The sequence below is a fragment of the Bacteroidota bacterium genome, assembly GCA_018831055.1.
GTDB lineage: Bacteria > Bacteroidota > Bacteroidia > Bacteroidales > B18-G4 > M55B132.
This window is the reverse complement of sequence record JAHJRE010000195.1, coordinates 1-12927: the sequence shown is the minus strand read 5'-3', so window position 1 is coordinate 12927 and position 12927 is coordinate 1. Positions and strand designations below refer to the sequence as shown.

Sequence of the window (12927 nt, the reverse complement as noted above, 5' to 3'; positions counted from 1 at the left end):
CATTTCTCCCATGATGCGGCAAAAATAAGTATTCCCAATGATAATCTTCGGTATGCCCCGGAAAACTTATCAAACAAAAGGTGTTGAAATCTTTAATGGCAATTGAAAATCTGAACTGTTAAATAGTAATTAACAGGTATTTTCTCAGTAACTCTATGAAAAAATTACACAGAGCCACGAGATATTTAATACACTGTCAATTACTAATGTGGGCCAGGAGATGTGCTTTGATCTTTGCTTTTTTGGTTCCAATAGATGAGAAACTCTCTGAATTCTGTGACTCCCCGGTGGTCATCTGTGAAATATTTCTTGCAATCAGAATAAGCATGAGTTACACATAGATTTTAATTTTATATTTGCATTCAATCTCGATAAATGAATTTTAAATGGCAACCTCACAAACTCTTCAACCCAAAAAGCACCACGGCCGGCCGGATCTTCCCGGCGAACACCGTTGGGGAGACCTCGGACAGTTGATCTTATTGTTTATATTCGGGTTCATCTGGGTTAGCGATTCATTTTTCCTGCGGTATTCAACTTTTCCGGCAGAGTACGTGCATATATGGTTGCGGGGATTGGTTGCTCTGGTTATATTATCCATTGCATGGGCCTTCGCCAGGCAAGGCATGAAAATCGTATTTGGTGAGAAACGCGAAAAGCCGGAACTTATCAATAAAGGAGTTTTTAAATTAGTCCGACATCCCATTTACCTGGGTGCCATCCTGCTATATCTTGGCCTTGTAGTTTTTACGCTATCGATTGCTTCACTTGTTTGCTGGGTCTTTATTGTGATCTTTTATATTATTATATCCCGGTATGAGGAAAAAGTACTGACCAAAGAATTTGGTGAAGCATATATCCAATACAAAAAAGATGTTCCCATGCTTATTCCTGATATTTTTGGAATAAAATTGAGATCAAACAACTAAGCGTGTAATTTTTACCTTGATACTGAAAAATATTCTCCTTATTTTTGAAAATGCAATTCTGTTGGAGATTAATTATCAGTAATTATGAAAGCTATATTGGTCATATCATATCTTGTTTCTCTCCTGACCATAGGATTTATCGCATGGTTCGTGGCAGCACATTTTTTATCAGATATTCAAAACCATGATGCTTCCTTCGCAGGCATGGGTTTGCTTGCAGTTGTGATGGTTCTGTTGCTTATAAACATTATGCTTCCCTGGAGGTGTTTTATGTGCTCCGGTGCCATCATTATGCTGGAAGGGATTGCCCTTACAGGGTTTCTCATTTTTGCTAACCAGGAACTCCTGTTCCTGTCAGTGCTCTTGCTTGTTCCGGGATTTATTCTTTTCTGGAATGGCTATAAGCACCGTGGACTGAGTCTTTATTCCATGATTCGTCCTGATAAATCCAATGAACATTAGCAGCCGGGATGAAAAACTTTATCTTCTTCTTCCGCCGTCATTCATTTATTATTCTGATCATTCTGGTGCTAACACCATTGTTTTTTATCAATATCCTCAAAACTCACGACTGGGGCGGAGATTTTGCCATGTACATCATGCAGGGGCAGAATATAATGGAAGGGAAGTCTATGTCGGAAACCCCGTATATCTATAATCCCGACAATCCTGTGTTGGGTCCGCCCGCTTATCCTGTAGGCTTTCCTATCCTGCTTTCCCCGGTTTTGGCGATTTGGGGAGCCGATATTCATATGCTGACCCTTTATATCACTTTTTTTCTGTTCCTGTTTGCAGTTTTGTCGGCGCTTTTCCTCAGGCAGGCTTTCCCGGGGCTAATCGTTTTTTTCATGGTTTTAGTGATGGCATACAATCCCTGGATGTTGTCGTTTAGAACAGAGATCATGTCGGACCTGCCATTTGCAACCTTGCTGCTGGGTCTTTCTTTATTGGTCTTCCGCCAGGAAAACCCTTCCTGGAAAAGAATTATAATCGTGGGGCTACTGGGCGGTTTTCTCATCTCCATAAGGGTTGCAGGATGGGTGTTTCCGATGGCTTTCGCACTATGGTCACTGGTGCTGGTGTTGCGAAACCGGAAAAATCCTGTTTTCAGAACGATTCCTTGTCTTGCAAAAGCTTTTGCGGTTGCAGGATTAAGCTGGGTTACCTACTTTTTTCTGAACAGAGTCATTTTCCCTATCCCGCTTGTGCAAGGGGCCGCGTATACAGGGATATGGTCTGCCGAACCCATGGGGATCACCATCCTGGAAAATATCACATATTATATAGGAGTATTGGAACATTTTTTCAATCCTGAAAACGGGCGATGGCAGTTTCTTTCCTTGTTGCTCCGGTCGTTTGTGGTGGTGTTTGCATTGCTTGGACTGGTAAACCGAATAGCGAGGCGGACCGGTTTTGTCGAATTATTGGTGCTTTGTTACCTTGGTGTTATTATGGTATATCCCTATCGTCATTCAGGATTCCGTTTTCTCCTGCCGCTGTTGCCATTTATTTTGTACTATTTCCTGGAAGGAATACATGACTTCCGCCTGGCCATCCGGTTGAATTACCGGTATAGGATGCTGGCCGGGGGGATGATCCTGGTGGTGGTATTTTTCTCCGGTACAGAAAAAGCGGTTTTAAGGAATGATTATGTGATGCCTGGGCCCCAGGAATACGATTCTGAAGAGTGTTGGCAGTATATCCGTCAAAATATTCCCCAAAACTCTGTGATCGTATTTTTTAAGCCCAGGGTGCTCTCCTTGTATACCGGCAGGAAAAGCCTGGCAAATGCCAAAAACCAGGATGCTGATTCCATGAAAGCGAGGTTTGAAGAAAATGATGCTGAGTACATTCTTATCCATCAGGCTTATTCCGATCCTGCAATACGGAATTATATGGGTAGGTTCGAACAGGAATACTTCCTTCAATGGTCAAATCAGGGTTTCCTTTTATATGTGAAAAATAGGTAAATTGCCGCCCCAAAAGAAACGTGGAGATGAATAAGCTTGCCAAACTTCTGAAAGCCTTGTCACTAATTGCAACGCGGCCATGGTTGCTTAACAATGTCTTGAACGACAGTGGTGAATGGGAAAAGTATATCGGTAAAAAATATGGTATGGATAAAGGGTTTCCTGAGGTGGACATCTGTGATGTTCTGGGGGGTGAAATGGATGACCTGATTTCTCCCTACTCATTTCTTGATGGAGGTTCCCTGCCTACCGATCTGGCCTTATTGCGCGGATTAGCAAAAGGGATAGAAAACTGCAGGTATTTTGAGATCGGAACCTGGAGAGGTGAAAGTGTAGCCAATGTTGCCATGATTGCCGAAGAATGTTATACATTGAACCTATCCCAACTGGAGATCAGGGAAGCCGGTTACTCCGAAGAATATATCCGTCAGTACGGGGTATTATCGCGTCAGTTTGATAATATCGTACATCTCAGGGGGAATTCGGTAGATTATGATTATCCGGGACTAAACCGCAAATTCGACCTGATCTTCATCGACGGGGATCATCATTATGAGATGGTTAAAAACGATAGTATAAAAGTTTTTACGCATCTTGTACATGAAGATAGCATTGTAGTCTGGCATGATTATGCCCGCAATCCGGAAACAATTCGTTATGAGGTGATGGCCGGTATCCTTGACGGGACGCCGCGGCAGTATCATAATAACCTGTATTTTGTATCCAATACCCTTTGTGCGGTGTTTTCAAAAAAAGAATGGCCCTCCCGCACATTTTCCAGCCCTGCGAATATTAATAAAGTCTTTAATGTGCATTTGCGCTCTATACCTTTTGAACCTTGAAACGGTATTATTTTTCGCGGTGTATCACTTTCCTTAATTCCTGCCTTATCTGTCGGAATCCTTGTTTCCCGAATATCCAGTCACTCTTCAATAGAGAATAGTCTTTCCTGAAAAAATACAGGATGACCAGGGATGTTGCGAAATAGGAAATACTGGTAGCCCATCCGGCTCCTGCTACATCAAAGGCAGGTATCAACAGGTAAAATGAGATCAATGAAACAGCAAGACCGATGCCTGAGGCAAGAGTGTTAAACTGGTACTTGCCGGTTCCTGAAAAATAATGGCCCACAATAATGTTAATGTTGTAGATCAGCACACCGGGAGCCAAAGCCCACATAGCTGTTTTTATTCCTGAAAACCCTTCGCCAAATATGTAAACATACGCCGATGCAGGAAGGATAAGTAACGGCAGGATGATCAGCAGGCTGAAAACAAGACTGACCTGGAGCAGCCTGACGGTGAGGCTTTGGGAGTAGCTTTTATCATCCAGATTCGCAATGCGGGCATATTGGACCAACGAAATGCTTTTACTGATGAGCCATACCGACTCCATAAGTGCAATGCCGTTGGAATAAATCCCTACACTTCCTTCCCCATGAAACGAATTGAGTATGTAATAGCTTAAACGGAAGCTGAGAAGCTGTGTGATATGGGCCAGTTGGTTCAGGAATCCGTAACGGAAGAGGTCACGTATCGCCTGTATGCTGTCGCGAAAGCGAAAGTCACGCAATAAGGGGAGTTTTCTGAGCAAAAATAATCCTGTCAGCCAGCTTATCCCAAAGGAAAAATATAAGGCAATAATATAAGCGTAAATATTGATAAAAGCAGGAAGGGAAAAGAAAATCAAAAGCAGGACAACAATAAGCAGAGGCTGAAGAAGGGAAATGAAATTGGCTTGCCGGATCTGCTCCTTCCCGATCAGGATGGTAGTGTTGATGCTTGCAAAAGAGTTAATGGCCGACAGTATGGCAATGTGCAGGGTGAATTCTGAACTTATCACCGGAAAAGCATATACAATGCCGTACGCTGCCAGGCTTATCATAACACTCCAGAAATATGAAGGAAGAAAAAGCTGGGATGTTTTGAACCGGGGAACCAGGTATACCAGTGTTGCTCCCCCAACCAGGTTTGAAAAAACAAGGATCAAGGCGATGGTAGTGATAAGCAGTCCTTGCTGTCCTTTGCCTTCAGGTCCGATATACTGGGATAAAATTATAGCAATCAGCAGGTTAAGGACTGCTGCAAGCGATCGTGTGCCGAAAGTGTTTAAGATCTTTCCGAACAATGGATGAATTTTTATTTTATGGCTGACTCATATACTCTCCGGAGATGATCTCCGATAACTTCGTTACTGAAATGATTAATTGCGTATTTCCGGAGTTTATCGGGATCGTATTTTTCAAGGTTGTTGAGCATGTAATTCATTTCCCGGTATAATGCTTCTTCGTCACGGGCACGAATAAGTATTCCAAGATCGGTGTTGAGATGTTCCTTAATTCCGCCAACATCGGACGACAGCACAGGAACACCGCATGCATAGCTTTCCAGGATCACCACAGGCAGGTTTTCGTAGTTGCTGAACATAACCATAAAATCCGCCTGAGCCATTAAACCAGCAAGTTCTGCATTTTCTTTCAATCCATAAAAGACAACCCTTTCCTTAGGCAATTTCAGTTCTGAAGCATATTCCAGGAGATTTTGATAATCAATGCCATCACCCACCATGTCGCATGCGAAGTCGTCCCTCTCTTCAAGCATGCGTTTTAACACCCGCAATATCCCGCTGATATTCTTCTGGCGGTCGTCGAAACAGGAAACATGGATTATCCTCTTGATCATTCTGTCTTTTTCCTTTTTTTGGATTCTGAACATTTTCATGTCCACTACATTTGGAATCACAATGTAGTTTCTGTTTTTGATGCCGCAATCAATCATGGCATCACGAAGATTTTCAGAAACGGGCATGATAGCAGAGGCATTCGCGGCCACCATCCGGGTTGCTATTTTCCTGAGAAAGCCCCTGTACGAATTGGTAAGGGGAAGATAACGGGTCCAATGTTCTGTAATCACATAAGGTATACCCTGTCTCCATTTTTGCAATAAGGCAATGATCCCGTGCCGGGTAAGTACATGAACATGTATGAGGTTGGGTTTTCCGTGCCGTTTGGAAATGAGGTTTATGCCTTTTCTGTGATATTTATGAAAATTGCAGATATTCAGTAATTTGTCCAGAACGCCGATGCCTGTTTTCGATTTAGGATAATATATCTTTACCACGTTTAACATTTCATCCGAACTTTCGATGATCTCAGCTTTACCGTTGCTGATCATTTCATCCTGATGGATATATAAAACGCTTACTCTGAAGTAAGTGGAAACGGAGATACCATGACGTTCGATGAAAAGTCCGGGCATTGGATCGTAACGGTGGGGGTACCATCTCGGCAAATATAAAACATGTGGCTTAGGGGCGGTTGTGCGTTGATCCATGCTTATTTTTAAGTGATATACCTGCAAAAATAAAAAACTAAAACGCTTGCTCAATAATATTAATTGCGTTTTGCAGCCTGTTAACACCAAAACCTGAAACCAATCCGTAAGGGAGCTTGTTTACCTTCAGTTCATTCACGTAAAGGTTAAAGAGGTATTCCCGTTTATCTGGGTGCTCCCTGAGCGGGTCTTCTTCCCAGGGAAGGTCGATGTTGCATAGTAAATACAGATCGTGTGGATTTGAATTTATCTGATCCAGGATCCAGGGATCACAATGACCGTATTTGACTATGCTCCAGATTTTTGTGACCAAAGCTTCTGTGTCACAGAAAAGGAATCTTTTAGCCATTCTAAGGGTTTTGTCTTCCCTTATCTTCTGTTCTTTTGCAATGAGCAGAATATCATCTTCATTATAGGGGCGATGGATATTTTCCAGGTATTCCCGGGCATATTCAGGCACCCACAGGGTACTGTAATGTTGTGCAAGTGTTTTGGCCAACTCAGATTTTCCGGTCGACTCTGGTCCTGTAATGGCTATCCTGATTGTTTTATCCTTGTCTCGCTGCATCTTTCCTCCAGGAAATATAACCGGCTATGGCCAGTATGGTTAGCACGGTGAATAATATGGCAGTAGGGTAGAGGCCCTTGTAAATATAGATTCCAACCGATACTGCATCAACTACAATCCAAACCAGCCAGTTTTCGATAATCTTCCGGGCAAGCATCCAGGTTGCAACGAAACTGAGGGCTGTTGTAAAGGCATCCCAATAGGGAAGGTCGGAATCGGTATAGTGAATGAGTATTGCCGAGATTGTCCAAAACAATACTACAGCGACCACCAATGAAACCATCATGACTTTCAGGGAGGCAAAGCTGACAGGTAACTTCTCTCCCGTGCCATTTCTTTTTCCAAAAGCCCAATGATACCATCCATAAAAGCTTATTCCAAGATAATATACCTGCAGTGACATGTCGGCATACAATTTGGCATGGATGTAAACATAAATATAAAGGCTTACCAAAACTATACTAACAGGCCAGTACAGGATATGCTGTCTGATCTGAAGGATGATGGCCACCAGTCCCAGCGCCGCTGCTATTAATTCAATATAGTTTCCTGAAATCCAGGATATCGTTTCGTTCATCAGCGATTTTCCGTTGCCACATCCAAATCAGCATTGACTACTTTCATTACGAATACGCAATGCGGTTCCAGGAATGATTCCCTGATCTCCTGCTTCAGAGTATCCATCACTTCATCATATTCACCGAATATCTGTGTACTCATGCCGTTGGTTCTGGCGGTCAGCGCCTTGTTTTTCCTGATTCTGTCGATAAATGACCGGATAGGGGGGACGTACTCACGGTTTAGTGGATAGAAGCTAATCTCAACGGAAATTTTCATACGGATAAATTATTTTAAGCAATTATGATCAGATGGTTAAATATGTGTTATTTTTATGTCAAAATTACAATTAAATATCTTCGGTAACCTAAATCCTTCCCTATGAAAAAGATTATGTCGTTTCTTGGTATTATACTGCTGATGTCGGTTATTTTGAGCAGTTGCCTTACGGTTGAAAAGAAAGAATATACCTTTGAGTTCACCGGGGCAAATTCAGGGAAGCTGACCATCAAGTATTTCAACATTATGTCGAGCATGGAAGACGGGCAGGATATGTCGGAAACCGATTTTGCCGAAATGATCAAGACATATTATGTCGGAGAGCAGTTGGAACAGGATTATCCCATGGCTACAAATATAGAAAAGAGGCTTTTTGAGGAAGACGGTGTTCTTTGCGCTGAAGTTGTGGTTGAGTTTTCCAGCCTTGAAGGTGCACGCTTATATCGTCATAAAGACATGGGGCCGTATATGTTTTGTATAAAAAGCACCTTCGATGGCGAGGAATATCTTGCATCGAACGGGGAGTATGGCGGTGAAGTCATGCCGGTTGTCTTTTGGCCGGAGAAGGAATCTGTTCTCAGGCTGGTGACTTCCATCATGCAACCGGATGAATCAACGGTTAGCCTGTTGCCCCAGTTCCAGAAATGGCAGGAAGGTAATTAGTCCCTGGGCGGCTTATCAGGCCCGGGACGCGGACCATGAGGCATCTTGTCGATCAGGTGTCTTTTATAATTTTTTTCTGCATGATAATACCTGGCGATTTTTTGAGCAGGTAAAACCTTGAATAGATTTTCATAAAAGGCTTTTTCCATGTCGAGCAATTCCTGGTCATAGGCAATTTTTTTCATAACCAGGGTCTTTATTTCCTCATCACTCATTTTGGCAATGCTTTCCGTGTCGGGCTTTTCGCTCAGCATATCTTTAAATACGTTTTTCTTTTTCCTTTCATACTCATGGTACAAAGGCCAGAAAGTGTCGGCTTCTTCATCCGTTAAATTGAGGTTTTTCTCGAGATACGAGATTTTTATGGCTTGCATCACCTCCCAGGATCTGCCAATTGATTCCCTGTCAGGCCTGGGCCGGGGTTCTTCTTCCGTTTGTCCCTGTACTGCGGTTGCTGTGATACATAGAGCAAGAACAGCAAACCATACTTTGTTGATCAAGTGTGTTTTCATATTTAAGGTTTATTTGTCATCCAGGAATAGCTTTTCAATATGATTGTCAGCAAGTATCTGGTCCAGGATAGCATCCTGATCTTCTTCAGTAATGAGATTGGTGTAGTCGAGGTCCTCATAATCCATGAATTCATACAAAAGATCGCTTTCCTGGATATCCGATAATTCTATATAATGATGGTAATAAGAGTCTTCTGAAAGCTGCCTTTGTGATGATCCATACCATAAACCTGCTATCCCTCCTCCGATCATGATCATGATCACGATAAGGGCGGCAACACGGGATATGCGAAATCCCCACCAAACTTTTCTTACCGGAGTTTCGTTTATCCTGGCTGATACGCGTTCGGCAAAATTTCCGAAGTATCCCTCCGGTGTTTTGAAGACTTCAGCATCCTTCAGTTCTTTTAAAACAACCGGTAGGTCATTCTCTTTATTAATACTATTTCCTGTTTTATTATTCATAAATGTATTGTTTTGACCGGATCATTACCGAAAGGTTTAACCCGGGTCGAGAAAGTTCATGATTTTTTTGACTGCATGATGATAGGAAGCTTTTAAAGCGCCGGTTGAAACATTTAAGATATCCGATATTTCTTCATATTTGAGTTCTTCGAAATACTTTAGGTTAAAGACCAGTTGCTGTCTGGGGGGTAAAAGGCGGATAGCATCATAAAATTTAGCCTGTATCTCGTCGCCGCTGAAGTAGGGATCCTGCGAAACTGAGGTAGATGGCAATCCTGCTCCTTCCGACATTATCCTTTTTCTTTCGCTTTGTTTTAAAAAATTCAGGGCTTCGTTGGTTGCAATCCGGTAGATCCATGTAAACAATTTCGATTCTTCTCTGAAGTTGTGAATATTTTCCCAAACCTTGACAAAAACATCCTGGGAGATGTCATCTGCATCATCATGTGATAAAACCATTCGCCGGATCAGGTAGTAAACTTTTTGCTGGTATTTCCTTACCAGAATTTCAAAGCCCCTGTTTCGGGTACTTTCGTTCCGGATCAATAATAATATTTCCTGGTCGGAAGTATCGGGCACGCTTGACTTTTTTTTTGGATGGAGTCAAATCACCTCATGTCGATGATTTCAATATCGGGATAATCATCTGCATTAAACGAAAAATCACCTGGTTTCACGGGAATATCCCAGTCCATTTTATCCAGGTTGTATTCTGTGGTTCCGCCATTTTTGTCGAAAAGGACGATCTTAAGGATTTCATTATTCTCCTTATCTATATAAAAATCAACTGAGGCGTGATTTTTATCCTCATTGGGTTTCAGTTCGATGATATATGCGGTTTTTCCTTTAAAATCTTCTTCCTTAACCGCTTTGGCTTTGTAATGGTCGTTGTAAAAGGTAAGCAGGTTAGATGGGGTAATCATACCTTCATCTTCTGTTGCGGTATTAATCTGCACTTCTTCGGCATCTTCGATGTAAGTCCAGATTGTTTCTCCATCACAGAACACTTGCTGACCGATGATCTTAAGACGGTACCTATCGTCGCTGATCAGCAGGGTTCCTTTGCCTTCATCCGTTGTTAACTGGTTGGCATCTTTCAGAATATAAGAAAAATGCACATCCACCGATTTATGACTGTCGAGTTTTTTGGTAAGATCTTCCAGGATGGCGTCGGCTTTTTTATTTTGCCCTGTCAGGGCTGTTCCTGCGACAAGGAAAATGATAAAAAGGAAATGTTTCAGCATAATGATAACTATTTATCCAAATCTCTCAAAATCTGTTCCAAAATATACTCATCTTTAACTTTGACTTCTCTTGCTTTACTGCCTTCGAAGGGGCCTACTATACCTGCAGCCTCAAGTTGGTCGATGATACGGCCGGCCCGGTTATAACCCAGTTTGAGTCTTCGTTGCAGCAGTGATGTTGATCCCTGCTGATTTTGCACAATAATCCTGGCTGCATCATCGAAGAGCTCATCACGCTCATTGGGATCAAATTCTCCAACGGCTTCACTTTCTTCATCAGCAAATTCGGGCAGATGGAAGGCATCGGGATAACCACGCTGGGAGCCAATGAAATCGGTGACACGTTCAACCTCATGAGTATCCACAAAGGCGCATTGCAGGCGAATGATATCACTTCCCGTTGCCAGCAGCATATCTCCCCTGCCAATCAGTTGTTCTGCGCCGCCCGAATCGAGTATGGTTCGCGAATCGATCTTTGAGATTACACGGTAGGCAATTCGTGCGGGGAAATTAGCCTTTATGGTTCCGGTGATGATGTTCACCGAAGGCCGCTGCGTGGCAATGATCAGATGTATGCCAACTGCACGGGCCAACTGGGCCAGCCTGGTCAGGGGATTCTCAATTTCTTTTCCCGCCGTCATGATCAGATCGGCAAACTCATCAACCACAACTACCAGGTATGGAAGGTAACGGTGGCCTTCGTTCGGATTAAGCTTGCGGCTAACGAACTTCTCGTTGTATTCCTTAATATTCCTGACCTGGGCATCCTTTAGCAACTCGTAGCGGTTGTCCATTTCTATCCCAAGCGAATTCAGTGTCCTGACTACCTTGCGTGTGTCGGTAATGATTGCCTCCTCGCTGTCGGGCAGTTTTGCCAGGAAATGTCTTTCAATCTTTGAGAAGAGTGTTAACTCGACCTTTTTGGGATCCACCATGATGAATTTTAATTGCGAAGGATGCTTCTTGTAGAGCAGGGAAGTGATGATGGCATTCAATCCTACGGATTTTCCCTGACCTGTTGCCCCGGCCATTAAAATATGTGGCATCTTGGCCAGATCGGCAACAAAACTCTCATTGGATATGGTTTTCCCAAGCCCAAAAGGTAATTCATAGCGCGATGACTGAAATCGCTCAGATCCCAGGATGGACTTCATAGGGACAGTTTCCTTTACCTGGTTAGGGACTTCAATACCAATGGTACCCTTACCGGGGATCGGAGCGATGATTCTGATGCCTAATGCGCTCAGGCTTAAGGCGATATCGTCTTCCAGGTTTTTTATCTTGGATATCCTGACCCCTGGTGCAGGAATAATTTCATATAAAGTTACTGAAGGCCCTATGGTGGCTTTGATCTTTTCAATCTGGATGGAATAATTCTGGAGGGTTTCCACGATCCTGTTCTTATTTCGTTCCAGTTCTTCTTTGCTGACCCTTACATTGTCATCCTGATAGGCATCGAGTAAGTCGAGGGTAGGATAAACGTAACTCGAAAGGTCAAGGGTCGGGTCATATAGGGTGTCGATGGTCTGATGGTCTGAAAGGGTGACCTTTTCTTCTTTTGTAGGTTCTATAGTCAGTTCGATATCTTCCTCGGCTTCAGGATCAGGATCTTCAGGAGGTGGTGGGGCTTCCGTATGGTTGTTTGATGCCGGAAAGTCTTCATCTTCAGTAACAGAGAACTCTACGGTATTGTACTTATCTTCTTTAAACTTGTTTCCGTTGGTAGTATTATCTTCTTCCTCTTCTTCCGGCAGGGTTTCTGGCCGGGTTTTTTTCTTCCAGGGTTTAAACCTTATCCTGAAAGAAAATACCAGAACTGCAAATAAAACAAATAGCAACAGGAATGCTGTTCCTACCCTGCCGATGAAACCGTTAAGCCAGGTGGTTGACTGGTGTCCAAAAATACCTCCAAGAACCCCCAGGAATGAGTTACTGTAAAAAATGTATCCGAAAGCAACAGAGAAAAAAATCAGTCCGATGAAAGAAAGCCGGAATGTTTTACCCGGTTTGAGCAACGTAATGCCAAACAACATCCTGAATCCTGTATTGAAAAGGACAAGCAGAATCAGGTAGGAAGCAATGCCGAACCATTCCTTGATAAAGAGATGCGACAAATAGGCTCCGAGTCTGCCTCCCCAGTTATCCGTTCTTAATGTTCCATCGAGGACAATGTTTGTAAAAGGGGTTTGACCGAAAAGATCATTGGCGTTATGCCCAAACCATGCAATCAGATAGGATGTAAAACCCAACAGAAGATATAGGGAAGCCAGGAAAAGGGAGAATCCCGTTACCCTTTTGAGACTATCGCTTTTCAAAAAGGTAATGAAACCGCCCTTTTCTTTTGAAGCCCGGGTTTGCTTTTTTTTCCTGGTCTTCCCTTTTCCCTGTTCGGGAACGTTACTATCTT

15 protein-coding genes are annotated in these 12927 nt (G+C 42.9%); 5 read left to right on the top strand and 10 right to left on the bottom strand.

Annotation, left to right across the window (positions count from 1 at the left end; all coding sequences use genetic code 11):
• Positions 1-386: 386 nt before the first annotated feature.
• From KKA81_12865 to KKA81_12850, 4 genes are all read left to right on the top strand, one after another.
• The gene (locus KKA81_12865; GenBank protein ID MBU2651820.1) at positions 387-929 is read left to right on the top strand and encodes an isoprenylcysteine carboxylmethyltransferase family protein; all 543 of its coding nucleotides are present in this window, start codon (positions 387-389) and stop codon (positions 927-929) included.
• Between the two features lie 84 nt (positions 930-1013).
• Positions 1014-1391: a hypothetical protein gene (locus tag KKA81_12860; GenBank protein MBU2651819.1), complete on the top strand. Its 378-nt coding sequence runs from the start codon at positions 1014-1016 to the stop codon at positions 1389-1391.
• An 8-nt stretch (positions 1392-1399) separates the two neighbouring features.
• Positions 1400-2899, top strand: coding sequence for a hypothetical protein (locus KKA81_12855; GenBank protein ID MBU2651818.1), 1500 nt, complete (start codon positions 1400-1402; stop codon positions 2897-2899).
• A 26-nt stretch (positions 2900-2925) separates the two neighbouring features.
• Positions 2926-3741, top strand: a complete 816-nt coding sequence (locus KKA81_12850; protein ID MBU2651817.1) for a class I SAM-dependent methyltransferase — start codon at positions 2926-2928, stop codon at positions 3739-3741.
• Positions 3742-3748: 7 nt separating this feature from the next.
• Here the strand turns inward: KKA81_12850 and KKA81_12845 are convergent, their stop codons facing one another.
• From KKA81_12845 to KKA81_12825, 5 genes are read right to left on the bottom strand one after another with little or no spacing between them, the layout of a single operon-like run.
• Positions 3749-5026, bottom strand: a complete 1278-nt coding sequence (locus KKA81_12845; GenBank protein ID MBU2651816.1) for a polysaccharide biosynthesis C-terminal domain-containing protein — start codon at positions 5024-5026, stop codon at positions 3749-3751.
• 11 nt (positions 5027-5037) lie between these two features.
• Positions 5038-6231: a glycosyltransferase gene (locus tag KKA81_12840; protein MBU2651815.1), complete on the bottom strand. Its 1194-nt coding sequence runs from the start codon at positions 6229-6231 to the stop codon at positions 5038-5040.
• 37 nt (positions 6232-6268) lie between these two features.
• On the bottom strand, positions 6269-6799 hold the full coding sequence (locus KKA81_12835) for an ATP-binding protein (GenBank protein ID MBU2651814.1): 531 nt from the start codon (positions 6797-6799) through the stop codon (positions 6269-6271).
• The gene (gene pnuC, locus KKA81_12830; GenBank protein ID MBU2651813.1) at positions 6780-7376 is read right to left on the bottom strand and encodes a nicotinamide riboside transporter PnuC; all 597 of its coding nucleotides are present in this window, start codon (positions 7374-7376) and stop codon (positions 6780-6782) included. Before pnuC ends, KKA81_12835 begins: the two co-directional genes overlap by 20 nt.
• The gene (locus KKA81_12825) at positions 7376-7636 is read right to left on the bottom strand and encodes a hypothetical protein (protein MBU2651812.1); all 261 of its coding nucleotides are present in this window, start codon (positions 7634-7636) and stop codon (positions 7376-7378) included. The genes pnuC and KKA81_12825 overlap by 1 nt, the downstream gene beginning before the upstream one ends.
• A 102-nt stretch (positions 7637-7738) precedes the next feature.
• On the opposite strand from KKA81_12825, the gene KKA81_12820 reads away from it, so the two are divergent.
• Positions 7739-8299, top strand: a complete 561-nt coding sequence (locus KKA81_12820; GenBank protein ID MBU2651811.1) for a hypothetical protein — start codon at positions 7739-7741, stop codon at positions 8297-8299.
• On the opposite strand, the gene KKA81_12815 is transcribed toward KKA81_12820, so the two are convergent.
• Genes KKA81_12815 through KKA81_12795 form a run of 5 tightly spaced genes read right to left on the bottom strand, consistent with a single transcriptional unit; the run spans position 8296 to position 12844 of the window.
• A complete protein-coding gene (locus KKA81_12815; GenBank protein MBU2651810.1) occupies positions 8296-8811 on the bottom strand; it encodes a hypothetical protein in 516 nt (171 codons plus the stop codon). The two genes, KKA81_12820 and KKA81_12815, sit on opposite strands and share 4 nt — an antisense overlap.
• Positions 8812-8820: 9 nt before the next feature.
• Complete coding sequence (locus KKA81_12810) at positions 8821-9276, bottom strand: hypothetical protein (protein MBU2651809.1); 456 nt, start codon at positions 9274-9276, stop codon at positions 8821-8823.
• A gap of 36 nt (positions 9277-9312) precedes the next feature.
• Positions 9313-9855, bottom strand: coding sequence for an RNA polymerase sigma factor (locus KKA81_12805; GenBank protein ID MBU2651808.1), 543 nt, complete (start codon positions 9853-9855; stop codon positions 9313-9315).
• Between the two features lie 29 nt (positions 9856-9884).
• Entirely contained in the window at positions 9885-10520 is a 636-nt protein-coding gene (locus tag KKA81_12800) for an outer membrane lipoprotein carrier protein LolA (GenBank protein ID MBU2651807.1), read from the bottom strand.
• Between the two features lie 8 nt (positions 10521-10528).
• Entirely contained in the window at positions 10529-12844 is a 2316-nt protein-coding gene (locus KKA81_12795; GenBank protein MBU2651806.1) for a DNA translocase FtsK, read from the bottom strand.
• Positions 12845-12927: the final 83 nt, after the last annotated feature.